At 69.8% G+C, this 23,574-nt stretch carries 24 protein-coding genes; 5 read left to right on the top strand and 19 right to left on the bottom strand.

Features of this window, described 5'->3' with window-relative positions; all coding sequences use genetic code 11:
- Positions 1 to 22 precede the first annotated feature (22 nt).
- From AB0E63_RS20620 to nthB, 7 genes are all read right to left on the bottom strand, one after another.
- The gene (locus AB0E63_RS20620; protein WP_360368282.1) at positions 23 to 511 is read right to left on the bottom strand and encodes an MSMEG_0572/Sll0783 family nitrogen starvation response protein; all 489 of its coding nucleotides are present in this window, start codon (positions 509 to 511) and stop codon (positions 23 to 25) included.
- 72 nt (positions 512 to 583) lie between these two features.
- Complete coding sequence (locus AB0E63_RS20615; RefSeq protein WP_360368280.1) at positions 584 to 841, bottom strand: hypothetical protein; 258 nt, start codon at positions 839 to 841, stop codon at positions 584 to 586.
- 10 nt (positions 842 to 851) lie between these two features.
- Positions 852 to 2,174, bottom strand: a complete 1,323-nt coding sequence (locus AB0E63_RS20610) for an FAD-dependent oxidoreductase (protein WP_360368277.1) — start codon at positions 2,172 to 2,174, stop codon at positions 852 to 854.
- Positions 2,171 to 2,629: an OsmC family protein gene (locus tag AB0E63_RS20605; RefSeq protein WP_360368274.1), complete on the bottom strand. Its 459-nt coding sequence runs from the start codon at positions 2,627 to 2,629 to the stop codon at positions 2,171 to 2,173. The genes AB0E63_RS20610 and AB0E63_RS20605 overlap by 4 nt, the downstream gene beginning before the upstream one ends.
- Positions 2,610 to 2,960: a nitrile hydratase accessory protein gene (locus tag AB0E63_RS20600; protein ID WP_360368271.1), complete on the bottom strand. Its 351-nt coding sequence runs from the start codon at positions 2,958 to 2,960 to the stop codon at positions 2,610 to 2,612. The genes AB0E63_RS20605 and AB0E63_RS20600 overlap by 20 nt, the downstream gene beginning before the upstream one ends.
- Positions 2,957 to 3,559 (bottom strand): nitrile hydratase subunit alpha, encoded by a 603-nt coding sequence (nthA, locus tag AB0E63_RS20595; RefSeq protein WP_360368268.1) that lies wholly within the window; start codon positions 3,557 to 3,559, stop codon positions 2,957 to 2,959. Before nthA ends, AB0E63_RS20600 begins: the two co-directional genes overlap by 4 nt.
- Positions 3,556 to 4,218, bottom strand: a complete 663-nt coding sequence (gene nthB / locus AB0E63_RS20590; RefSeq protein WP_360368265.1) for a nitrile hydratase subunit beta — start codon at positions 4,216 to 4,218, stop codon at positions 3,556 to 3,558. Before nthB ends, nthA begins: the two co-directional genes overlap by 4 nt.
- 148 nt (positions 4,219 to 4,366) lie before the next feature.
- Between nthB and AB0E63_RS20585 the strand changes: the two genes are divergently transcribed.
- Complete coding sequence (locus AB0E63_RS20585; RefSeq protein ID WP_360368262.1) at positions 4,367 to 5,017, top strand: helix-turn-helix domain-containing protein; 651 nt, start codon at positions 4,367 to 4,369, stop codon at positions 5,015 to 5,017.
- Here the strand turns inward: AB0E63_RS20585 and AB0E63_RS20580 are convergent, their stop codons facing one another.
- The 7 genes from AB0E63_RS20580 to AB0E63_RS20550 are packed head-to-tail and all read right to left on the bottom strand — an operon-like array spanning position 5,018 to position 12,052.
- A complete protein-coding gene (locus tag AB0E63_RS20580) occupies positions 5,018 to 6,088 on the bottom strand; it encodes a type I glyceraldehyde-3-phosphate dehydrogenase (RefSeq protein ID WP_360368259.1) in 1,071 nt (356 codons plus the stop codon).
- A gap of 19 nt (positions 6,089 to 6,107) precedes the next feature.
- Positions 6,108 to 6,434, bottom strand: coding sequence for a hypothetical protein (locus tag AB0E63_RS20575; protein WP_360368256.1), 327 nt, complete (start codon positions 6,432 to 6,434; stop codon positions 6,108 to 6,110).
- 55 nt (positions 6,435 to 6,489) lie between these two features.
- Positions 6,490 to 8,016: a lyase family protein gene (locus AB0E63_RS20570; RefSeq protein ID WP_360368253.1), complete on the bottom strand. Its 1,527-nt coding sequence runs from the start codon at positions 8,014 to 8,016 to the stop codon at positions 6,490 to 6,492.
- Positions 8,013 to 8,966, bottom strand: a complete 954-nt coding sequence (locus tag AB0E63_RS20565; RefSeq protein ID WP_360368250.1) for a pyridoxal-phosphate dependent enzyme — start codon at positions 8,964 to 8,966, stop codon at positions 8,013 to 8,015. The genes AB0E63_RS20570 and AB0E63_RS20565 overlap by 4 nt, the downstream gene beginning before the upstream one ends.
- Positions 8,954 to 10,306, bottom strand: coding sequence for a lyase family protein (locus tag AB0E63_RS20560; RefSeq protein ID WP_360368247.1), 1,353 nt, complete (start codon positions 10,304 to 10,306; stop codon positions 8,954 to 8,956). The genes AB0E63_RS20565 and AB0E63_RS20560 overlap by 13 nt, the downstream gene beginning before the upstream one ends.
- A complete protein-coding gene (locus AB0E63_RS20555) occupies positions 10,291 to 11,220 on the bottom strand; it encodes a hypothetical protein (protein ID WP_360368245.1) in 930 nt (309 codons plus the stop codon). The genes AB0E63_RS20560 and AB0E63_RS20555 overlap by 16 nt, the downstream gene beginning before the upstream one ends.
- Positions 11,210 to 12,052, bottom strand: coding sequence for a phosphosulfolactate synthase (locus tag AB0E63_RS20550; RefSeq protein WP_360368242.1), 843 nt, complete (start codon positions 12,050 to 12,052; stop codon positions 11,210 to 11,212). Before AB0E63_RS20550 ends, AB0E63_RS20555 begins: the two co-directional genes overlap by 11 nt.
- A gap of 60 nt (positions 12,053 to 12,112) precedes the next feature.
- Here AB0E63_RS20550 and AB0E63_RS20545 point away from each other — a divergent pair, with 60 nt between their 5' ends.
- A complete protein-coding gene (locus AB0E63_RS20545; protein WP_360368239.1) occupies positions 12,113 to 15,292 on the top strand; it encodes an AAA family ATPase in 3,180 nt (1,059 codons plus the stop codon).
- Here AB0E63_RS20545 and AB0E63_RS20540 read toward each other — a convergent pair.
- Positions 15,243 to 16,049: a DUF2877 domain-containing protein gene (locus AB0E63_RS20540; RefSeq protein WP_360368236.1), complete on the bottom strand. Its 807-nt coding sequence runs from the start codon at positions 16,047 to 16,049 to the stop codon at positions 15,243 to 15,245. The two genes, AB0E63_RS20545 and AB0E63_RS20540, sit on opposite strands and share 50 nt — an antisense overlap.
- 12 nt (positions 16,050 to 16,061) lie before the next feature.
- A complete protein-coding gene (locus AB0E63_RS20535; protein WP_360368233.1) occupies positions 16,062 to 17,480 on the bottom strand; it encodes a DUF1116 domain-containing protein in 1,419 nt (472 codons plus the stop codon).
- Between the two features lie 77 nt (positions 17,481 to 17,557).
- On the opposite strand from AB0E63_RS20535, the gene AB0E63_RS20530 reads away from it, so the two are divergent.
- Positions 17,558 to 18,538: an AIR synthase related protein gene (locus AB0E63_RS20530; protein ID WP_360368230.1), complete on the top strand. Its 981-nt coding sequence runs from the start codon at positions 17,558 to 17,560 to the stop codon at positions 18,536 to 18,538.
- Position 18,539: 1 nt separating this feature from the next.
- On the opposite strand, the gene AB0E63_RS20525 is transcribed toward AB0E63_RS20530, so the two are convergent.
- Genes AB0E63_RS20525 through AB0E63_RS20515 form a run of 3 tightly spaced genes read right to left on the bottom strand, consistent with a single transcriptional unit; the run spans position 18,540 to position 20,917 of the window.
- Complete coding sequence (locus AB0E63_RS20525) at positions 18,540 to 19,064, bottom strand: MSMEG_0567/Sll0786 family nitrogen starvation N-acetyltransferase (RefSeq protein ID WP_360368227.1); 525 nt, start codon at positions 19,062 to 19,064, stop codon at positions 18,540 to 18,542.
- Positions 19,061 to 20,224: an MSMEG_0568 family radical SAM protein gene (locus AB0E63_RS20520; RefSeq protein ID WP_360368224.1), complete on the bottom strand. Its 1,164-nt coding sequence runs from the start codon at positions 20,222 to 20,224 to the stop codon at positions 19,061 to 19,063. The genes AB0E63_RS20525 and AB0E63_RS20520 overlap by 4 nt, the downstream gene beginning before the upstream one ends.
- A gap of 36 nt (positions 20,225 to 20,260) precedes the next feature.
- Positions 20,261 to 20,917, bottom strand: a complete 657-nt coding sequence (locus AB0E63_RS20515) for a hypothetical protein (RefSeq protein WP_360368221.1) — start codon at positions 20,915 to 20,917, stop codon at positions 20,261 to 20,263.
- Between the two features lie 117 nt (positions 20,918 to 21,034).
- Here AB0E63_RS20515 and AB0E63_RS20510 point away from each other — a divergent pair, with 117 nt between their 5' ends.
- Both AB0E63_RS20510 and AB0E63_RS20505 read left to right on the top strand, forming a co-directional pair.
- Positions 21,035 to 22,045: a carbamate kinase gene (locus tag AB0E63_RS20510; protein WP_360368218.1), complete on the top strand. Its 1,011-nt coding sequence runs from the start codon at positions 21,035 to 21,037 to the stop codon at positions 22,043 to 22,045.
- Complete coding sequence (locus tag AB0E63_RS20505; protein ID WP_360368215.1) at positions 22,042 to 23,571, top strand: hypothetical protein; 1,530 nt, start codon at positions 22,042 to 22,044, stop codon at positions 23,569 to 23,571. The genes AB0E63_RS20510 and AB0E63_RS20505 overlap by 4 nt, the downstream gene beginning before the upstream one ends.
- Positions 23,572 to 23,574 lie beyond the last annotated feature (3 nt).

Raw genomic sequence — 23,574 nt, 5'->3', positions numbered from 1 at the left:
CTGCGGGGCTTCGTCGTGGTGTTCAGACCGTCCAGGTCGCGAGCACCAGGGCCTTGTCCCGCCAGGCCTGGATGTTGGCGTCCAGCACGTCGAGCGGGTTGAACGGGGTGACGCCCTTGATCAGGTCGTCCTCACGCATCCCGTACAGCGCACCCATCGCGAACCGGCACGCGTAGACCTTCGCGCCCTCGTCGATCAGGGTCCGCAGCTGCTTGTTGTAGCCGAGGTTGCCCGGGAAGCCCTCGTTGCCGACGGCCGGGTAGCCGCGAGCGGCCGAGGCCATCAGGACGCCGGGACCGTAGAGGATGAAGGTGAGGTCGAACCCCTTCCGCTGCAGCCGGGTGGCCGTGAGCATGTTGACCAGGCCGACGGAGCCCTCGAAGGGGACCGTGTGCATGAAGACGTACGCTTTGTCGCCTTCGTTGGCCTGGTAGTCGGGGAACACCTTCTCCTCGACGTTGAACAGGATGTCGCCCTCTTGGGGCGGCTCGATGGTGACCGTCTTCGGCATGATGCTGACTCCTTCGAGGTGTTGACGGTACGGAGCTGGTGGGATGACCTGCGCCCGGTCGGGAACAGGGGTTCAGTGGTCGCCGGGCGGGAGGTACTCCGGCTTCGGCCAGCCCATCCGGTGACTGCCGGGCATCGCCTGCATCACGGCCCGGCGCAGGCCCCAGGGGAGAAACCGGTAGACGGGCGCGAAGATCTGGCGCCACCAGCGGTCCTCCAGGCCGTGCGGCCTGGCCGGCGGGTTGGCGTCGTACTTGGCGGCGATGCGGCGTTGCGCATCACGCAGCAGGGCGTGCTCGGAGTTCGAGCGAAGCCAGCGGAAGAAGGGCATCCGGGCCCCCTCAGAGTTTCGCGACGAGGGCTTGGGCCGCCATCGCGATGGGCTCGTTCAGGGCGCCGATGGCAGGTGAGTAGACGTTCTCCATCGTGGCCAGCGTGTCGATGGTGACGCCGGTCCGGGCGACGATGCCGAGGAAGTCCGCGCGTTCCTTGATCCCCTCGCCACCGATCATCTGGGCGCCGATCAGCCGCCGGGTCTTGGGGTCCGCGAGCAGCTTGACCTTGATCGGCTTGACCCCCGGGTAGTAGCGCGCCCGGGTGATGCCGTCGGCGACCCCGGTCACGAACGGCAGGCCGAGCGCGGTGGCCAGGGTCTCGCCGAACGAGACACCGCCGATCATCCACTGCCCGGCGAGCATGCCCCACGGCACGTACACCGGGTTGTGCAGGCGGTTGCCGCCGGCCGCGTTGATGCCGGCGGTCTTGCCCTGCGCGTAGGCGTGGCTCCCCGACAGTCCCTGCAGCGGAACGTTCGAGACACCGTGCGGGATCTCGGCGCAGTCACCCGCGGCATAGACGTTCGGGTCGGACGTGCGCATGTGCGGGTCGACCGCGATGCCACCGGTGCTGCCCAGCTTGATGCCGGCGGATCCCGCCAGACCGGTGTTGGCCACCTTGTGGGTGCCGATCACGGCCAGTTGGGCCTCGACGTCGCCGAAGGTCGTGCTCACGTGGGTGAGCGTGCTGGTGCCCCGGAAGGCGGTCACGTGCTCACCGAACTTGAGCGTGACGCCCGAGTCCTCCCAGTCCTTGCGGATCGGTTCGACGATGTCGGGGTCGATCACGTCGGCCATCGGCCACGGGCCGGGATCGACCAGCGTGACCTTGATCCCGCGGTGCTGCAGGGCCGAGACCATCTCCATCGCGATCGGGCCGGACTCCACCACCACGGCCGACTCGACCGAGTCCAGGTACTTGTCCCACTCCATCGCGGCGCGGATGTTCTTGACGTGGTAGATCCCGCCGAGCTCCACGCCGGGGATATTCGGGGTGTCGTAGTTCCACCCGGTCGCGAGCACGAGCTTGTCGTAGCCCACCTCGCCCTCGCCGGCGACCTTGATGGTCCGCGACCGCGGGTCGATGCTCTCGACGGTGGTCTCGTAGTGCACGTCGATGCCCTGGGCAACGTACTGTTCCTTGGTCGCGAGGAACAGCTTCTCGAACGACTCGATCTCCTTGCCGTGCACGAAGGGGATCCCGCACGGGCTGTACGCCACGTCCTCGTACTCGGTGTACACGACGGTCTGCACCGATGGGTCCTGGCCCTTGGCGGCGCCGGCCACCCCCAACCCGGCGGCACCGCCGCCGATCACAACGATCTTCACGAGAACTCACTTCCGTCAGTAGGGACAGCGGTGGAACACACCGCCTGGGTGGTCAGCCGGAGGCCGGAGCGCAGGGTGTTGGTCACGTAGCAGACCCGTTCGGCCGCCTCGACCAGGCGCTCGAGCTCGGCCTCGGGTGCACCGATCCGGGCCTCGACGTGGACGGCGCCGAACTGCAACCCGTCGTACTCGCCGGTGACGCGGACGGACAGCTCGGTGAGGTCGATCGAGCGCTTCCGGGCCGCGTGGCTGATCGCCAGCGTGTAGCAGGAGGCGACGGAGGCGAGGAACAGGTCGGTCGGCTGCGGCCCGAGGTCGGTTCCGCCGACTTCCTCGGGCTCGTCGACCTCGATCGTGAAGGACCCGGCCGCGACGGAGCAGTGGTAGCCGCCGTGCCAGACACCTTCGACGGTGCGGCCGGCTACCACCTGACCGTCAGTGCGTGTGGTCGCCATGGTCCTCGTCGCGATGGTCATGACCGGCAGGGCGGTGGCAAAGCACGTCTGCGCGAACATCGATGTCGTCCACCGACACCACACCGCGCTCGGTCAGCAGCGCTTCGAGCGCGCCGAGCCACCGGTCGTAGTAGCTGTACTCCCCCGGTTCGTCCGCCCGCCGGGACACCTCGGCGATCAGGCCGGCCTGGAAGTCCTTCCAGGAGAACAGCCCCTGGTCGGCCAGGGCGGCGGCAATACCGAAGGCCCGGCTCTCCCACGGTTGCGCGAAGACGAGCTCGCCGTTCGAGCGAGGAATCCCGACGACGGTGTTCTCGAGCGTTTCCGTCATGCCGCCACCTCGACCCTGGCGACGCCGACCATGGCGTCGCGCGTCACCAGAGCGGCGAGCTCCTCCTCGGAGAGGCCTTCAGTGTTCTCCGGGCGCCGTGGGAGTACGAAGTACCGGTTCTCGGCGCTGGAGTCCCACACCCTGATGCCGACGTCGTCGGGAAGGTCCAGACCCATCTCCGCGAGCAGCGCCCGCGGATCCCGGACCGCCCGGGACCGGTAGGCCGGATCCTTGTACCAGTTCGGCGGCAGTCCGAGGACCGGCCACGGGTAGCAGGAGCAGAGCGTGCAGACGACGAGGTTGTGCACCTCGTCGGTGTTCTCCACGACCACGATGTGCTCGCCCTGGGGACCGCCGAAGCCCAGTTCCTTGATGGCGCCGGTGCCGTCCTGGAGAAGCCGCTCGCGGTACTCCGGGTCGACCCAGGCCTTGGCCACCACCTTGGCGCCGTTCAGCGGACCGACGTCGTTGACGTAGCGATTGATGAAGCCGTCGAGCACCTCGGTCTTCACCAGACCGCGCTCGGTGAGCAGTTCCTCGAGCGCCTCGGCGCGCAGCGCGGCCGGTGGCCGGTCGACGGAACGGGGATCGGAACTCACTGGCTCTCCTCCAGGTAACTCTCGAAGAGATCGATGAACAGGGTCGAGCGCTCGCAGTCCGGCCCCCACAGCTCGGTCGCCTCGAAGCGCACGGTGTAGACGTGCTGGGCGTCCTCGCCGGTGAAGTGCGCCGTGCTGTCCGGCAGCACCGCGGCGGGCCGTCGGGCCTCGACGACGCCGGTGCGGCCACGCACGTACGCCGGCATCCGGGTGTGGCCGGACTTGTACAACTCACGGACCCGGACCCGCTGACCGGCTTCGAAGGCCGGCTTGTCGTCGATCTGCCGCAGCGACCCAGGGCCACCGCGTTCGTACGACGGTTTGTGCACCTCGACGTCGGCCGGCTCGGTCACGTCCTCGCCGGCCAGCCGGCGCGCACGGGCCTCGACGGCACCCGGAGCGAGCACCCCGCTGTCGACCAGCAGCAGCTCGGCGGCGGCCAGCCAGCGCCCGTAGTACCCATCGGCGAGATAGTCGACCGGGTGCAGGCGCTCGAGCGCGTGCCGGAAGGCGTCCAGGTTGGTCCCGGACGCTCCCATCGAGGCAAGACCGAGCGCGAAGGTCCGGGCGTGCCAGTCCTCTTCGAAGACCGGCTCGTCGGGATCGATCGCGACCGTACCCCAGCCATGGGTGCCACCCATGTCGTGAATGCCGTCCACCAGCAACTCCTCGGGTCCGGGGGAATGACGGGAAATCTCTTATCCGATAAACTCGTACACTATGGGCGACACGAGCATCCGTCAACCATCGGATATACTGCGTCTACTAAACGCCGATGCGACTCGGCGGCGAACGAAGGAGCCCCGGGTGACACCTGCATCCCCACGATCCGCACGGATCCGCGACGACGCGCCGGCGCCGCACGGCCGAACGCTGTCGGAGTCCGACGTCTCCGCGGTCGTCTCCGGCATCGGCCCGCGGCTGCGCGTCCTGCGCGGCCGCCTCGGGCTCTCGCTGCAGCAGCTCGCCGAGCGGTCCGACGTCTCGCCGGCGGCGATCCACAAGGTGGAGCAGGGCACGATGGTCCCGACCATCACCACGCTGCTCAAGCTCGCGGCGGCCTTCCAGGTCCCGGTCGCGCACTTCATCGACGAGACCGACGCCCCGGCCACGCCGGTGAGCTTCACGCCGCGCAACCAGCGGCGGGTCCGTACGTCACCTGGCGGCGACGTTGTTACCGGCTCGATCTCCGCGGAGTCGGGGCCGTTCGAGCTGACCGCCAGCGTCACCGAGATCGGCGCGGGCGCGGAGTCGACCGACGAGGACCGGCGCCCGGCCGGCGAGGCGTTGGTCCACGTCCAGTCCGGGCAGCTGGAGCTGACGGTGGCCGAGCAGACCTACCGTCTCGGCGCGGGCGACTCCCTGCACTTCCGCACGGAGGAGAAGCACTCGTGGCGTAACACCTCGGCGCGAGTCACGAAGGTCATCTGGGTGTCCCTCCCGGAACGCCGCGGCTGACTACCGCACCAGGATGGATCTGGGCGTGCCGCTGTCGGTGGCGGTGCGTCTGACGTTGGTGCGCAGCGTGACCATCTCGACCAGGTCGAGCAAGCGGTTCGCGTAGCCCCACTCGTTGTCGTACCAGCCGAAGACGCGGACGGTGTTGCCGTGCGACTCGATGTCCTGCAGCGACACCACGCAGGACCGCGGGTCGCCGATCACGTCACTCGAGACCATCGGCATGTCGCTCACGCCGACGATGCCGGACCAGCGCTCGGACAATGAGGCCTGGATGAACGCATCCCGCACCTCCTCGGTCGTGGCGCGGCCGCGGAGCATGCCGACAACGTTGCTGAGCGAGCCGTCCGGCACGGGGACGCGTACCGCGACGCTGTGCACGCGGTCCTTCAATTGCGGCAGGACCCGGGCGAGCGCGGTGTCGGCACCCGTTCCGGTCGGGATGATGTTCTGACCCGCGGCCCGGGACCGGCGCAGGTCGTGGTGCGGCAGGTCGAGCAGTTGCTGGTCGTTGGTGTAGGCGTGGACCGTGTCGACCCAGCCACCTTCGACACCGAAGGCCTCGTCGAGGATCGCGAAGATCGGCGCGACGCAGTTGGTCGTGCACGAAGCGTTCGAGATGATCCGGTGCGCGTTCGGGTCCAGGCTCGACTCGTTGACACCGAGACAGATTGTCGCCTCCGCCGAGTCGGTCGGGGTGGAGATGATCACCCGTTTCGCGCCGGCCCGCAGATGCCCGCCGGCTCGGTCCCTGCTGGTGAAGTGCCCGCTGCACTCGGCGACCACATCGACGCCGAGCGACGACCAGGGCAGGTTCCCCGCATGGTTCGCGCGCAGCACCTTGATCCGGCGGTCGCCCACGATCAGCTCGTCGTCGTCGCCGACTGCCACCGGTACGCCGAGTCGGCCATGCACCGTGTCGTGCTGGAGCAGGTAGGCCAGCGTTGCCGCCGGGGTCAGGTCATGGACGGCGACGACGTCGACGAACGAGTCGCGGGCGATGACCGCCCGCAGCAGCGCACGTCCGATCCGGCCGAGGCCGTTGATCGCGATCCGGGGTACCTCGGTCATCGGGGGCTCCTCGCGCCGCTCACACCGACACCAGCATGCGAACGGGTTTCTCGACGGCGGTGGACTGCGCTCGTGGCACCAGGGAGGCCAATGCCACGAGCGCATCGAACACGCGGTTCGCATCGACCCACGCGTGCTCCGCGGCGAAATCGATCCATTCGCTCGGGGGGATCACCGGTTCGGTCTCGCCGTACTCGAGCTCGCCCCAGGTGGCGGCCATCTCGATGAGCTCCACGAGGGAGGTCATGGGCTGCGTCTCCAAGGCGAGGAGCCGACGATGGTGCGCCGGCGCGCTCTGCTCGAAGCGGCATCCACAGCAGTCAGCTTCAGCGTTGAACGTGTCCATGAACGGATACTGCCGGGCGCTGTTGCACAGGTGTTGCACGGCGTTGCAACGCCGGTCATGCACCCCGTCCAGCGGCGACCTGCTCGGCCTCTGCCAGCAGTCGCGCCTCGGTCGCGGCGTACCTCTCCAGCTCGTGGTTCGCCCGGTAGCCGAGATCCACGGCCTTCGCGAGGTACTCCTCGGTCATCGCGTCGACGGCCTCCGGGGCGGCGCCACCGAGGGCGCTGCGGGTGGCGACGATGGCGCGCGGATCGAGGACGGTCCGGATCTCCTCGGCGTCGAGCTCGAGGGCGCGCCCGACCACCGACGTGGCCGCGCGATCGAGGTCCGGCGAGGTGATGTCGACGCCACGCACCCCGCGCCGGCTGGCGTCGCGAACCACCTCGCCAACCACGAGGTACGCCGCCCGGTAGTCCAGGCCGCAGCGCAGCATGACGAACTCGGCCAGATCCGTGGCCTGGGTGTACCCCTCCTCCAGCCGCTGCCACATCCGTTCCTCGTTGACGCTCAGCGTGTCCACCACGCCCTCCATCAGCGCGGTGATCCGGGTCGCGAACTCGACCGCCTTCGGGATCTCGCCGTACGCGAAGATCAGGTTGTCGCTGCGGGCCGACGGGCTCTTCACGACGGCCAGGAAGCCCGTCAGGCGCCCGATCAGCACGCCGCCACCGCCACGGACGATCGACAACGCGTACGGGTTGCGCTTCTGCGGCATCAGCACCGACGCCCGCGTGTACGGTCCGGCGAGATCGACGTAGTCGAACTCCTGGCTCGACCAGATCTCCAGGTCCTCGGCGAGCTTGGACTGGTTGGACAGCAGGCTGACGCTCGTACTGAGGACGTCCACGAACGTGTCGGTCTGCCACATCGCGTCGCGGGTATGTGTGATGACGTCGCCGAACCCGAGCAGGTCCGCGATCACCCGGCGGTCGTCCAGCAACCGGCTGCCGTTGACACACCCCGCGCCGCCGGGGCTGGTGTTGACCTGGGCCAGGGCGTCCAGCAGGCGTTCGCAGTCCCGGATCGCCGGTGGCACGAACCCGAGCAGGTAGTGGCCGAACGTCGAGGGCTGCGCCTGCTGGAGATACGTCTGGTCCGGCATGTAGACCTCGCGGTAGCGAGCCGCCGTACGACAGGTGGTGGCGGCGAACTCGGACGCGGCCGCCGCGAGCCGAGCGGTCAGTCCGCGCAGCAGGATCCGGAGCGCGACCCGGGCCGCCTCCCGCCGGGGCCGGCCGGCGTGCAGCCAGCCGGCGTCGTCACCGATCGTGGCGACGAAATGCCGCTCGCGTGAGTTGTACGGCTCGCCGTACGCGGCGTCGTACGGGAAGTCCTCGGGCTTGGTGCGATGCGTCTCCAGCAGTACGCCGAGCAGCGCCGCAGCGGCGTGTTCCGGGATGATGCGGCGGTGGCGGAGGTCGAGGACGTGCGCGATGTCAGCCATGTTCAGCCCGTGGTGCAGCAGCGGTGCGTCGGCGATCTCCCAGGCGAACCCGGCGTCGACGAGTTGCTGCGCGGGGCCGTCCTTGGAAGGGCCTTCGACCCGGCGTCCAGAATTCAGACCTGGGTTCACCGCTGTCATGGCTTTGCCTCCGTGGTCAGTTCGTCGGCGGCGGCGAGTGCCCCACCGGTGCTCCAGTACAGGACGGGTCCAGGCAGCTCGTCGCGATGACCGTTCAGCCACAACAGCGCCTTCGCGTTGTAGACCGGGTCCGCGACGAAACCGCTGTGCTCCAGGAGTGCGCCCGCCAACGCGTCCGCCTCCGGCCAGCCCCCGCCGTACCCGGGTCCCCGTCCGTCGACCACCCGCCACCTGGGCAACGTTCCCGTGATGCCGAGCAGCCGGGCGCACTCCGTCGCACGCGTCGCGACCTGCGTTTCGATCTCCTCGACCGGCCGGGACACCGATACACCCACGACATCGATGCCGGAACCAGTCGCAGCGAGGCCGGCGAGCAGTCCGGCGATGCTGCCGCCGGAGCCGACCGGGATCACCACGGTGGCTTCGGTGACCTGCGAGACCAGCTCCACGCCGGCGACCGCGAACCCGCACGCGCCGACAGGTGTGGCGCCACCACGGGGTACGACGTACGGCCGCCGCCCGTCGGCCCGCATCGCACTCGCCAACTCCGCCGCGCGTTCGTCCATGCTGCTGCGATCCGCGGAGCCCGTGAACTCGACGCAGGCGCCGGCTCGCTTCGACAAGGCAAGCGCCGCCGCGCCACCACGCTCGTTGCCGTAGCAGACCTGTACGACAGCGATTCCCTGCCCAGCGGCGGCGACAGCCAGCAGGGCGGCGAAGTTGGAGGTGGGACCGCCCGCGACCACGATGGTGTCGGCCCGCACCGCGAGCGCGTCCCCGAGGACGTACTCGAGCGTCCGCACTTTGTTGCCACCCCAGGAGAACCCGGTCAAGTCGTCGCGTTTCACCAGGACGTCGCGCAGTCCCGGCGTACCCGCGAGATCGGCGACCGGATGCACCGGGGTCGGGAAGATCCCGAGCGGTACTCGGGGAAGGTTCACGAGCGCCATGTCGCACGCTCCCCCGCGCGGCGGCGGACGGCGCGTGCCACCACCTCGTCCGCCATCTCGGCCGCGGCGCCGGTGTCGAAGCGGTCGAGCTCGGCCAGCTCCGCGGGCTCGATCTGCCCTTCGAGCACTGCGGTGAGGGAACGGCCGGAGCCGATCGCGGAACGGTAGGCGTCCTGCAAGGTGGCCTGTGCGGTGTGCTTGCCGAGCCGCGCGGACATCACACTCAGCAGCCGCTCCGAGGATGCGGTCCCGGTCGCCTCCAGGTTTGCGAGCATCCGCGCGGGATCGACCTCGAGCTCGCGGACCAGGGACCGTGTCATGCCGGCCGCGGCGAGCGTGTAGTGCGCAAGCTCAGGCAACACGACCCACTCGGTCTTCCACGACCGTCCGTCGCGCTCGTGCTCGCCGATCAACGTCTCGCCTAGCACACCCGCCGAGGAGCGGACCATGCGGGCCAGCGTGACGACCTGCTCGGACACCTCCGGGTTTCGCTTGTGCGGCATCGAGATGCTGCCCACAGTGGTCGACGGCGTCGGCTCACGGACCTCGGCCAGCTCGGCGCGCGCGAGTACGTAGACCTCGTTCGCGATCCGGGCCATCGCACTGACCGCCGACGCCATCACCTGAGCGAACTCCGCAAGCCGGTCGCGAGTGGTCAGCCAGGAGACGGCCGGTTCGGCCAGACCGAGCCGATCGCAGTACGCCGCCCGCAGCGGCAACGCCTGCGCACCGAAGAACCCGAGTACGCCGACCGCCCCGCCCAACTCCCCCACCAGCCAGCGACCGCGTCCCTGGCGAAGGCGTTCCAGACTGCGACCGATCTCGTCGGCCCACGTCGCGGCCTTGAACCCGAAGGTGATCGGTGCCCCCGGCTGACCGTGGGTGCGACCAAGCATCGGCGTCTCGCGGTGCCGCCCGGCGAGCGCCAGCAGGTCGGCCTCGATCGCCCACAGGTCCCGCCAGACGAGACCGCCGACCTCGGCGAGCTCCAGCACCTGCGCGGTGTCCGAGATGTCCTGCACGGTCGTGCCGTAGTACACATGCTCGGCCGCCTCCGCGGGCAGCAACTGTTGCAGCACCTGGATCAGGCCGAGCGTCGAGTGCGAAGTGGTCCGCGTGCCTTCCGCGACGGCGGCGAGATCCAGCTCGACGCCGCGCAGTCGGGCGATGGCAGCCGCCGAGGAGGCCGGGATGATGCCGACGTCCGCCTGGGCCTCAGCGAGGGCGATGATCACGTCGAGCCACCGCGCGACCCGGGCGGACTCGGCGAAGAGCGCTCGACTCTCCGCCGTACTCCACTGGTGCCCGAAGATCGCGGAGTCAATCAGATGTGCGTCCATACGACCTCCGACCGATCGACGATCGTCTCGAGCGCGGCGCGGACCTCGGCCAGCGAGGCGCCCCATGGCACGACCGTTCCGGTTCGTTCGCTCTCGATGCCCTCCTGAAGCAGGCAGCACCGGGTCAGGGTCGACTGTCCGTCGGAGGTCAGCCACTGCCGGGGGCAGATGTCGACCCGTTCGGGTGTGCTGCCGTAGAACCAGTGATGGATCTGGTTGGAGCGTTCGCATCCGAGCAGCGTCCAGTCCCGCACGGGCGGTCGCTCGTCCAGGAACGACACCGTGCTGCCCGGGAAGTCCATCCCCGAACCCCGGCAGGGAATCAGCACGTCTCGCGGAGGTACGTCGTACGCCTCGGCAAGGAGCCGCCGACTGTCGAAGAGATCCGGTACGACGACCACCGGTGGTAGATCCTCGGCCGTGGCCAGCACCCGGCGCACCTGGTCGAGCAACTTGGCCGGCCCCGGCGGAACCACGTCGATCAACCTGACCCGGATCGGTGCGGGGTTGAGGATGAAGCTCACGTGGGAGTACGAGCCTTCGACCACGACACACTTCACGCCGGGGAAGGCCTCCGCGGCGGCAGCCAGCTGGGACGGGACCCCGGTGTCCACGCTCTCGTCGACCACGACCGCACAGTCGTCGGGTCCGGCCAGCACCCGGGCCGCGACGGTCAGCGTGAACAGGTCGTCCGTCGCCTTGCGATCCACCTCGACCAGAGCGACGCGGTCGTCGTACCGGGCCACGACGAACCGAGTCCGGAAGTACACCTCGCGGTCGGTGAAATGCTCGACCAGCCAGTCGGGATCGAGGCTTGGAACGGCGGCCACGGCGACCTGGCGGTAGCGCGACGGGATGACGTTCGGCGCAGCCGGGTCCGTCGGGCGGGTCGCGGCCCGTTCCTCAGTGCGCACGGGTCGAGGTCTCCAGCGCGACGCCGAGTCCGATCGTGTCGGAGCGGAGTCCGCGGCGCAGCGTCTCCAGGCCCAGCACGTCGTCGAGCGCGATGTTGCCGAGGTTCACCTCGGGGCCGAGCCGCCGGATCAGGTCCGCCTGCTGCGCGCGCTGCGGAGCCTCGTAGATGAGCAGGCCGGCGGCCGCAGACGAGGCGAGGGCGTCGAGCAGGTCCTCGCGGAGGTGGCCGCCCATGTCGTAGAGACCCACGGTGCCGCTCTCGCGACCCTCCGCCACCAGCCAGCCCGCGCCCGCGTCCAGATCCGCCTCGAGCTCGGCCGTCCACTGGGTCGCCGACACGATGTCCCCGGGGTTCTTGCTGCCGACCTCGGCGAAGACCTCGAACCCGAGCGACCGGGCCTGCCGGATGATCCGGTGCTTCTCGGCCAGGAGCATGTCGGTGCTCCCGCGGGACACCTCGACGGACTCGAAACCGGCCCAGGTGGCGAAGTCGAAGAACTCGTCCACCCGGTCCTGCAGCCAGGCGATCTCCAGCAGGGTGCCGCCGGTGCACGGCCTGACGTCGTGGTCGCGCAGCGCCCGGACCTTCTCGGCGAGCGCGGGCTCGATGTACGCCGTACCCCAGCCGAACTTCCAGACGTCGATCCAGCCGGAATACACCTTGAGCAAGGACTCGACGCGGTCCAGGGAATACCCTTTGTCCAACACATGGGTGAGCCCGGCCGACCGGGGCTTGGGCGGTCGCTCGGGCAGGACCAGGAAGCTCGGACCCGCACCAGCCATGACGCCCGCCTCTCCGACCGACTCGCCCGGGAGGATCACATCCTCCACTATCAGTGATGTATTTATATCATAGGAAATGCCGGCGGACCTGTGAGAGGAGCGTCACCGATGTCCAGCTCGACGGCGCCCTCGACCGTCTTCGTGCTCGGCCCGTTGGAGGTCACCGACGCCGACGGGCGCACGCTCGGCCCCGTCCCCGCGGGCCGGGCCGGGATTCTGCTGCGCCGGCTGGTGGCCGCGGGCGGTGCAGTGGTGGATATCGACGCCCTGGTGGACGCCCTTTGGGATGACGACGCTCCGCTCACCGCCGACCGGGTGATCGCGTCGCTGGTCAGCAGAGTGCGCCGCGCGATCGGACCGGATGTCATCACCGGACACTCGTCCACCGGCTACCGCTTCAACTGCGGCCGGGCCTGGACCAGTGACCTGGCCCTGCTGGAGGAGCTGACCAAGTCGGCCCACGCGCGCGCTGCGCTGAGCCCGGCCGTGACAGTCACCGCGGCGCGACGTGCCTTCGGACTGCTCACCCGCGGTCACCCCGAGCTTCCGCCGGCGGTCGCCCAACGAAGCTGGGCCGAGGACCAGCAGCGACACGTCGACGCACTGACCCGGCGACTGAACCGTGCCAGCTGGGAAGCCCAGGCCCAGCTCGGCATGTGGAGCGAGATCGCGAACCAGGCCGAGTCGGTGCTGTCCCACTCCCACCACGACGAGCAGGCCGGTCGCGCGCTGATGAATGCCCAGTGGCAGCTCGGCGATCGCGCTTCGGCACTGCGTACGTACGACGAACTCCGCCTCGAACTGCGCAAGGAACTGGAGGTCGAGCCCAGCCCGGAGACCGACGCCCTGTTCAGCGCGATCGTGAGTGGCGCCGACCCTGGACCGGTGCGCGCCCCGCGCCCGGGCGCTGTTGCCGGCTCCTCGACGTTGATCGGTCGGCAGGACGAGTACGCCGAGATGGTCGACCGCTGGCATGCCGCGGCCGCCGGTCAGGCCGGGGCGATCCTGGTCACCGGCAGTCCCGGCTCCGGATGCTCCTCGCTGGCCCAGGAGCTGGACGACTACGCGGATCGCAGCGGCGCCCGCGCGATCCGGGTCGACTGCTTCGAGGGCGAGCGGTCGTCGCCGCTCCAGCCACTTGTGACGGTGCTCAGCCGGATTCTGCTCTCAACCCCTCCCGACGTCCTGCCTGCCCTGGTCGGTTCGTGGACGGACACCGCGGTGGAGCTGGTGCCGGATCTGCGTGACGTCGTGGGAGTGACGGAGTACCAGCGGGCGAGTCCGGAGATCGAGCATCGACGGATCCTCAACACGCTGCGCCACGTGCTCGCGACAACGGCCGAAGACCAGCCGCTGCTGCTGTTCTTCGACGACCTGCACCTCGCCGGCGCGGCCACGGTGGAAGCGCTGCAATGGCTCCTGCACACCATCGACGAGGTGCCGCTCCTGGTCGTGGCGACCGTTCCGTCCGACCGGCTGGACTCCGAGCTGCGGGCCCTGGCGGACAACGGTCTGCTGGTCGAGCTCGGCCCGCTGACCGAGGCCGACGTGGCCCTGCTGGCCAAGCAGGCGGGCAACGCGCCGAAGGCCGCCTTCGTCTGGGAGCTGACGCAGGGCCAGCCGATGTTCGTCGTCGAGGTGCTCGCCGCCCTCGGCCGCGGCGAGGACGAGTCGGACATCCCCGGCACCCTGCGGTCGATGGTTCTCGACCGGGTACGGCGCAGCTGCCGCGACGTCGAGGAACTCCTGCAGTCGGCCTCGGTGATCGGCACCGCCTTCGACGTCGAGACCCTCGAACAGCTCGTCGGCCGCCCGGCCGTCGACCTGATGCCCACGCTACAGAAGGCGCTGGCGGCCGGACTGCTTGCCTCCCGCAACGAGTTGTTCGTCTCCTCGCCGCCGATCCTGGGCCAGGCGCTGTATGACAACCTGCCCGGACCGGTCCGCGTACTGCGGCACCGTCAGCTGGCGGAGATCTTCTTGGCCAGGCCCGAGCTGCGGGCCCATCATCAGCAACGCGCCGGACTGACCGTCGCCGCGGCGAGGTCCTGGTACGAGGCGGCCACCTTGGCGCGCCGATCCTTCGCGAACGCCGACGCCGTCCGCCTGTTCACCTCGGCACTGGACACTGCGCGCACCGCGGATGATCCAGAGCTCGAAGGGCTTGCGTTGATCGGCCGCGGCGCGTCGTACGAAGAGCTTGGCGAGTACGACGCGGCGACCGAGGACCATCAGGAAGCCGAGGCGCTGGCCCTGGCCCGAGGCGATCGCTCCCTCCGGGCCACCGCGGTCGAGCGGCTCGGCTGGACGGCGTACTACCGGCGCGATGTCGAGGAAGCCGTGGCACGCGCAGACGAAGCCTCCCGGATGCCTGGCGCGCGTCCGAGCGCCTGGAACCTCCTCGGCCGGACCAAGCACTGGGCCGGCGACTTCGACGCCGCGTATCGCGCGTACGAGCGTGCCCTCGACGAGAACGGGGACGAGGTCGGTGCCGTGAAGGCATCGGTGTCGAGTTGCCTCGGTGCCCTGCTCGCGCACGCCGACCGGTACGGCGAGGCCATCGAGGTGCTCGACGACGCAGTCTCGATCTCGAACAGCATCGGCGCGTTCCATCCGTTGCTCCGGGCATTGTTCTTCGCCGGGCTGGCGCGGGGCAATGCCGGCGATCTGTCGGGCGCCCTGACCGTGCTGCAGACCAAGGCCGCGATCCTCGAGCGGTACGACGTCTCGTTCTACCGGGCCCGGACGAACACGACCCTGGCCTGGGTGTGGCGTGAGCTGGGTGAGCGCAATCGGGCCCACGACCTGTCCGAGCTGGCGCTGAGCCAGTCCCGTGAGGTGGAGGCCGGCAGCCTGCAGATCGAGCAGGAGCTGCATGCCTTGTGTTCCCTCGCGGACAGCGAGCGTCTGGACGGTCAGCTCGATCGCGCCGCCGAGCGGCTGGAGACGGCCAGTCGGCTGATCGAGCACTGGCTGCCTTTCCGGTGGCGAGCGGACCTCCGCGTCCGCGAGGTGCGCTGCCGGATCGGTCTCGACGATCCGGAGGCGCTGCTGGAGGCGGCGAAGGCCGCCCGCTCTCTCAAGTACCAGGCACTGGCTTTCCACTTGCTGGGACGTGGCGAGGAGGCCGCAGCGCTTGCCCGGGAGACCGGCTCCCTGCTGTTGCTCGGCGAGGTCGGCGCACCGGACGAGGCACGTGACGCACTGCGTCGCCTGGAGGCAACGCTCCCCCGCCAGCTCAGGGCGTGCTTCGCGCAGGCGGGCCGGCTGCCGCGCGCGCAGTCGTGACCGAGCCGGTGGCGGTGAGCCCGATGCCCCAGAGCAGCGCGACGCCCGACGACCCACCGATCGACGACACGGTCGCAACAGCCTGATCGAAGCCAGGTTGATCGTGTGCCGCCGCGCGAGCCACCAGGTCGTGCACGGGCGCGAGGCTCTGACCACGAGCCGCCCAGGCCAGGAATGAGCGGCTCAGATTCGTCGTCGCCGCTGTCCGCGCGACGCGCAACAGCTGGTCCGGATCGGAACCACGCCAGGCGTGGACCAGCAGGACACCCGCGAGCACGTCGTCGCCGGTCGGTGTCAGACCGCCGCCCCTGCCTTCGAGCAGTTCCCTGGCGGTCGTGAGATCGTCGGCGGCCACGGCTCGCAGGACCGGTTCCCACGAGTTGCGCAGGTCGTCGGGGACGGCCAACCGATCTCGCATGGCCTGCAGCGCGGGACTCGCGTGCCGCAACTCCGCGAGGCCGGGCATCGGTGGCGCGAAGGCTGGTGCGCCGGCCAGGTCGATCTGCCATTCCGTCGACCGCAATCGGCCACCGTCGCGCCACACCGCGAGGCCTTCCGGCACGTGCGACGGAGCCGGCTCGACGATCAGGTGGATCGGGCCGGGTGCTACGGCCGACCCGGCGACGGCGTACATGTCGCCGTGGACCTGCACGTAGCAGCCGTGCCGGAACGTCCCGACGACGGTCCCGTAGGCACCGTCGGGATGAGCAGCCGCGACGCCCTGCCCGGCGACGATCGGCGCGAGGTGCGCTGTCACGCTGTCACGCGGTCAGGCGAGACGCCGGTCGAGATCGAGCAAGGCTTCGGTGAAGCACTCGATCGGGGCCCAGGCCACACCCGCACCGACCTGGCCGGTGCCGGCGGTCGCGTGGATGATGCCGGTGTTCACCGCGGGTGTGACGCCGAGCTCCACCACCTTGCGGACGTCGACGCCGACCGGCGTACCCACGTTGTCCAGGATCGGCAGCCGGAACCGCGGGCTCTCCCCCGCGCAGATCCGCTGCATGCTGCGGGTGGCAGCGATCGCGTCGGACATCCGGCCACCGAGGAAGCCGGCCACCGCGGGCGAGTTGGCCGCGGCCGGACCGCCCAGTCCGACGAGCTCGAGCACCGCGCTGTCACCGATGTCCGGTGCGCTGGTCTCCGGCCCGAAACCCGGGTAGTACAAGGCATCCTGGATCGGCGGCGAGGGCGCGAGGAACCAGTCGTCGCCGCCCCCGGCCAGCCGGACGCCGTACGTCGTACCGTTGCGCGCCATCGTGGTCACGATGCTCGACTCGCGCACCTCGCCGGCCCACTCCACCAGCGACTTCGCCGCGGCCATGGCCACGTTGAGGAACATCAGGTGGTTGCCGCTCAGGAAGGTCGCCACCTCGGCCGCGTTCGGGTGCGTGGCGCGGACCAGGTAGGGCAGCAGGTCGCGCAGGAAGAGGTTCGTCGTCGCCTGGACCCGCATGTGCACGTCGTCGCCCATCGGAACGCCTTGCGCGGCCAGTGCGAACACGTCGAAGGGTCCGTGGCTCGCCAGGGCTTCGGCCAGCACTGGTCCCAGCTTGTCCCGGACGAAGCGGATCCGGGCGATCGCGTCGTCACTGTCGACGCCGAACCACTGCACCGCGCCGGATCCCTGGTTGATGCTCGAGTACGCCGTGGTGCCGCCGAGCTCGTTCTGGACGACGTACACCGGTGCCGACGGGCCGATCGACGTCGCCATCGGAACGACGGTCCGATGTTCGTTGGCCGGCTTGAGGCGCACCTCGCCCGATTCGACCAACCGGCCCGCTGCGGCGACGTCAGGAGCCCAGTCCTCCGCGACCACGGCCGCCCGCACCGAGCGCTGGAGTGGGTCCGGCATCTCTGCCCAGGCGATCGCCGGGCCGCAGTGCAGGATGTCGCGTTCACCCATGCCCTCGATGACGGCACCCGCGCGGTCGATGCCGACCAGCAAAGGCACGCCCTCGTTGAGCCGGCGGATCACCTCCGCGTTGGCCTGATCGATCCTTGCGGCCTGCGGTCCGAGGACGCGGGCCAGCGCAGCCACGGTACGAGCGTCACCGCCGCCCGGGATCCGCCAGTCCACACCGATGACCGGCCGGCCCTGGTCGCGCAACGCGCTTTCGAACAGGGGGAGCCCGATGTTGACCACGTCAACGGCGGCCGGCAGGTCGACGACGGGAGCTTCACTCATCACGGGGACCTTTCGCGGGGGACAGCCGGAGCGGATATCTCTCGACCGATATGAGCATCTACTATACGATACGAAGCATGACCGGTCCATCCCGCACCAGCATCCAGTCGGCCCTCTCCGTGGACGAGGTGGTGGCGGTCGTCCGCCGGCACGCGGGGGTGTCCGGGAAGGGCGCGATCGCCCAGGTGGCCGGCTTCGTCGACGCCAGCGATCCCCTGCACGGCCCCGGTGACGACGGCGCCGTCGTGGAGCTGGACGGTGCGCGGGCCGTGGTGTGTGGCGAGGCGATCGCGCCTTCGTTCGTACAGAACGATCCGTACGGCGCGGGCATCGCCAGTGTGCTTGCCAACGTCAACGATGTCGCCGCGATGGGCGGTGTCCCGCGCGCGATCGTGAACACCGTGGTCGGCCGCGACGCCGACCTGACCGAGGTTCTCCGCGGGATGGCCGACGCCGCGAAGATGTACGATGTGCCGATCGTCGGCGGCCACCTGACCCGGGCCGACGCGGACACCTCGCTGTCGGCGTTCGCGCTCGGACAGGTTCGTACGCCGTTGTCGATGGCGCACGTCCGGCCCGGTCAGGCAGTCATGTTCGTCGCTTGCCTGAATGGCTCGATGCGCCCGGACTTCCCGTTCTTCACGTCGATCTCGGAGCAGTCGGCGACCTTGGCTCGCGATGTCCGGCTGCTCGCCGAGGTCGCCGACGACGGGTTGGCCTTCGCCGCCAAGGACGTGTCGATGGCCGGCGCGCTCGGTTCGCTGGCCATGCTGCTGGAGTTCACCCGCCATGGTGCGCGGATCGACCTCGGTCTGATGCCGACCCCGGTGGACACGGACCCACTGCGGTGGCTGGTGGCGTTTCCGACGTACGCGTTCTGGTTGACCACCCCGGCCGATCGCACGGCGGATTGTGCGGCGGTGTTCGAGCGGCACGGCCTGGCCTGCGCGGAAGTCGGCCAAGTGACCTCAGACAGCAGGCTGGTCATCGGTCACGGCGCTGACGAAGCGGTCCTGATGGATCTGGCGACCGAGACGATCACCGGCCTCTGGAGCTGAGTCAGCCGGCCCGCAGGTCCTGCACTTCCACGAGCGGTTCGAGCAGGAGCTCGGCCGGTCGGCCGGGCCAGGTCTTGGCCGGCGCCTGGGTCAGGTCGAACACCATCGGCTGATGGTCCAGGCCGCAGTACGGCGCGACCGCGCCCGCACGCGTCCAGCCGAGACGCTCGAAGAAGCGCACGTTGGGCAACTGGATCTGCGCCAGCATCTGCGCGCCACCCAGTGAGCCGGCCGTCGCGACCGCGAAGCGGACGAGCTCGGCGCCGACCATCGACGATCGATGCGAGGGCAGGACGGCGAGACGGTCGCCCTGCCAGAGCTCTCCGTCGAGCGGATACAACCGCACCGTGCCCGCCGCGCAGGACCCCTGCGCGGCCAGCACATGGATCGTGTTCGCGTCCCGGTCGTGCGGATCGAGATCGGTGAACTCCATGATCCGCTGCTCGAGCACGAAGACCCGCTGCCGGATCGCGTAGTGCTTGGCGAGATCACGTTCGAGCGCTTGCCAAACACCGATCTCGGTCATGATGCACTTCGCACCGGGAGGCTGGGCATACCCAGCTGAATGGTCCGTTCCAGCGAGCCCAGCGCCGAACAGGCCTGACAACGTGCGCAGCCCGCCGACACCTTATCGGCGGTCAGTCCCCGCTTCACCAGCTCAGGCGCCACCTGCCGCGCGATGCTCTCGGTGTAGGCCCGGCTCGGCGGGACGGAATCGCCCATCAGGCTCCCGGGCACCGGGCGGAGCGGAACGATGAACGGGTAGACGCCGATGTCGATCGCCCGCTTGCAGCCTTCGATAGTGAGCTGTGGATCCTCACCCATGCCGAGGATGACGTACGTCGACACCTGCCCCTCGCCGAACCGCTCGACGGCGTACTCCCAGGTCTCGAAGTAGCGCTCGATCCCGGTCCGGGCCTTCGGCGGCGCGACGTGGGCGAGCACCTGGGGATCGAACGACTCGACGTGGATGCCGAGGGAGTCGATGCCCAGGCTGTGCACCTTGTCGATGACGGCCAGATCGGTGGGCGGCTCGAACTGAACCTCCACCGGCAGCCCGGAGGCCTCCTTCATCGCGTGACCGCACTTGCTCACGTAGTACGCGCCGCGGTCCTTCCCCCAGGTCGAACCGGTGGTGAGGGTGATGTCCACGGCTCCATCGAGGTCGCGCGCGGCGACCGCCACCTCGGCGAGCTGCTCGGGCCGCTTCACCTTGACCGTGTTGCCCGACGCGAGGGAGACACCGATGCCACAGAACTTGCACTGGTCGTCGGTGCCCCAGTACGCACAGGTCTGCAGCACGGTGCTCGCCAGCGAGTCCAGGTGCATCAGGGCCAGCTTCCAGTACGGCGTACCGTCAGCGGTCTCCAGGTCGTAGAAGCGCGGCCGCCCGGCCGGCGTCGCGGACGCCAGGCGCACCCCGTCCCGGTAGATCCCGTGGCCGGAGTCCTCCGACTCCAGGGAGTACGGCGTACTCGCGACGTACGCGGCGTCGACCGGAACGGTGACGGGTGTCCCCTCGACCCAGATCATGCCCGCGTCCGACGGACCGGCACCGCCCGGCCGGCGCTCCAGCGGACCCTTGACCGCGAGGCCCTTCTCCTGGAGCTCGAGAATCAGGTCACTCAGCCGACTACCGTCGTCGACCGTGGCGATGGGGGTGCGGGTCTGTGCGGTCTGGGTCATTGCGCCACCTTATCTCCTGACGGATAAATCCGTCTATCATCCGATACGGTCCGTCGCCGCGAGCTCCTCCACGACCTCCCGCAGGGCGGCCTGCCCACTGCGGAACGACGCACTGTCGGAGTACGCGAGGTCGGCGACCCCCGGGTCGTCGTCCACCAGGTCGCCGGTGCGCAGGTCGAGCCGGACAACGGTCAGCGTGTGGACCGCGGCACCCGTGGTGAGATCCGGCTGAACCGCCGCGACGATCGCGAGACCGGACTCGAGGTGCATCCGGGTGGAGCCGTAGGGATCCGCGAATCCGGCCAGCGGATCACCGGTCTCATGCAGGACCACCCAGTCGGCCCCCTCCGCCCTGGCCGCGGCGATCAGCTCGGACCGGGCCCGCCGGGTTTCCTCGGCCTGCAAAGCGACCTGGCGGAGCGCGAAGGCGGCTCCCGCGACCTGATCCACGGGCAGTGAGCCGAGCGTCAGACCCGTGCGCTCCGCCGCGGCGGCGACGATCCCGCCGGCCTCCGGCCAGCGATCGACCAGGGCATCGGTCGACTTGATGTCCAGCAGGTCGTCGGCGACCGCGCGAACCAGCCTGATGGCGCGTTGATAGCGCTCCACGTCGCCGCCACCGATGGAGTACAGCGACTGCTCCGACGCCCGCCAGGACGATCGGAGGGCACGGGCGGTCATCTCGTCGGTCATGGCGCAGCTCCCTGGTCGGTCCACTCGATATCTACTATACGACACGTCCATCTGCTATGTTGTGGCATCCGATCAGGCGGACGCACGACTGACGTGCACGGACGAGTTGGAGCCGGAATGAGCGATATCGCCGTCATTGCCCTCGGCGGAAACGCCCTCACCCGCGAGGACCAGCGGGGCACCCTCGAGGAGCAGTACTCGAACGCTCTGGCGATGGCCAAGTCGGTCCGGTCGCTGTTGCGCAAGGGCTGGCAGATCATCATCGTGCACGGGAACGGCCCGCAGGTCGGGAACCTCGCGATCCAGCACGAAGAGGGCGCCCGGCTGGTGCCGGCGCTGCCGCTGTACTCTCTCGGGGCGATGACCCAGGGTGCGCTGGGCAGCCTGATCTGCCTGGCGCTGCACGAGGTCTGCGGCCGCGAGATCTCCGGTGTGGTGTCCGTCGTGACCCACATCCTGGTCGACCGCGACGACCCCGCCTTCACCAACCCCACCAAGCCGATCGGGCCGTTCTTCAGCCAGGACGAGGCGCAGCGGTTCGCCACCACTCGCGGCTGGACGATGATCCCGGACGCGGGTCGCGGCTTCCGCCGGGTCGTCCCCTCCCCCAGCCCGCAGTCGATCCTCGAGGCGAACGCCGTCGCGACGCTCACGCAGTCGGGTCACATCGTCGTCGCCGCGGGCGGCGGCGGGATCCCGGTGATCGAGGAGAACGGCGCCTACCGCGGTGTGGACGCCGTCATCGACAAGGACTTCGCCGCGGAACGGATCGCGGCCGCGGCGCACGCGACCGCCCTCGTCATGGTCACCGGCGTCCCGTCGGTCAAGCTCGACTTCGGTACGCCGCAGGAGCGGTCCGTCCACGAGCTGACCGTGACCGAGGCCCGCCGGCATCTGGCCGACGGCCAGTTCCCGCCCGGCAGCATGGGCCCGAAGATGAGCGCCGCGATCAAGTTCGTCGAGGGCTCGTCGCCGGCCGAACAGCCGCGGTTCGCGGCCATCACCACGCCTGAACTCGTCTACGCGACCCTCGACGAACCCCACGGGGTCGTGGAGGGAGCGCGTGGCACTCGGATCCTGACCGAGGACGTCCCCACCCCTGCCACCACCAAGGAGCTGGTCGGATGAGCACCCGCGTCGCCGTACGCAAGAACTCCTACAAGGACAGCGTCCGCCTCCTCGAGGCCACCCGCGCGATCCTGGGATCGCCCGGAGTGTCCTGGGGCTGGGCCCTGATGGCCACCCCCGCCAACCTCGAGACGCTCGCGGAACAGGGCATCGCCGGCGACGTGGACGACGCGGCCGCGAACGACCTCGTCCTGGCCGTGCAGGCCGAGGACGACGACGCGGCGGCGGCAGCACTCGAGACCGCCGAGGCGGCGCTCTTCGCGGCCAACGTGCAGGAGGACGACGGCGCCGTACCGAACGCCACCGATCTGGCTGAGGCCCTGGCCGAACGGCCGGACGCGAACGTCGCCATCATCTCGGTGCCGGGCTCGTACGCCGCCTTGGAGACGCACAAGGCACTGACCGCGGGCCTGAACGTCCTGCTGTTCAGCGACAACGTCCCGCTCGCGGACGAGATCGAGCTCAAGGAACGGGCCCGGGACCTCGGCCGCCTGGTGATGGGCCCGGGCGCCGGTACGGCGATGATCGCCGGAGCCGGCCTCGGATTCGCCAACCGGGTCAACGCCGGACCGGTCGGCATCGTCGCCGCCGCCGGAACCGGTGCGCAAGAAGTGATGAGCCTCCTGGACCGCTGGGGAGTCGGGGTCTCGCACGTCATCGGCGTGGGCGGCCGCGACCTGTCCCCCGAGGTCGGTGGCCTGATGGCCGAGTCGGCGCTCCGCGCGCTGGACGCGGACGAGCGGACCGAGGCGATCCTGCTGGTGTCGAAGCCGCCGTCGCGCGAGGTGGCCGAACGGCTGCTGAAGGTGCCGTCCAAGCCCACGGTCGCCGCGCTCATGGGTCTGCGCGACAGCCTCGCCACCGCGGACCACGTGACGGTGGTCAACACCCTCGAACGCGGCGCCGCCGAGACGCTCGCGAAGGTCGGCGGCTCGGCCCCGGACGTGGTGCAGGGACTGGCGGAAGACGTGGCCGGCCTGATCACCGGGTTGTCACCGACGCGACGCAAGGTCGTCGGTCTCTACAGCGGCGGAACGCTCTGCTACGAGGCGCTCACGATCGCCACCGATCACCTCGGACCGATCCACTCGAACGTCCCACTGGACAAGTCGCTCACGGTCGACTCGGCCAAGCCCGATTCGCATCTGTTCCTCGACCTCGGCGAGGAGGAGTACACCGTGGGCCGGCCGCATCCGATGATCGATCCGCAGGCCCGCATCGAGTTCCTCGAGCGGCAGGTCGACGACGATCGTGTCGCCGCGGTGCTCCTCGACGTCGTGATCGGCGACGGCGCTCACACCGATCCGGCCGGCATGCTCGCACCCGCGATCGAGAAGGTGACGGGCTCCGGCGCGATCGTCGTGGCGTACGTACTCGGCACCGAGCTCGACCCGCAGGGCTTCGCGGCCCAGCAGGAGACCCTGCGCCGCGCGGGCTGCATCGTCACCGAAACGGCGGCCCGGGCCGCCCTGGCTGCCTCGGCGATCGCACTGCGGGATCCCGCTCTGGTCGCGGCGGAGCTGTAGGCG

Source organism: Kribbella sp. NPDC026596, from assembly GCF_040638415.1.
GTDB lineage: Bacteria > Actinomycetota > Actinomycetes > Propionibacteriales > Kribbellaceae > Kribbella.
This window is presented reverse-complemented; position numbering and strand designations above follow the sequence as displayed.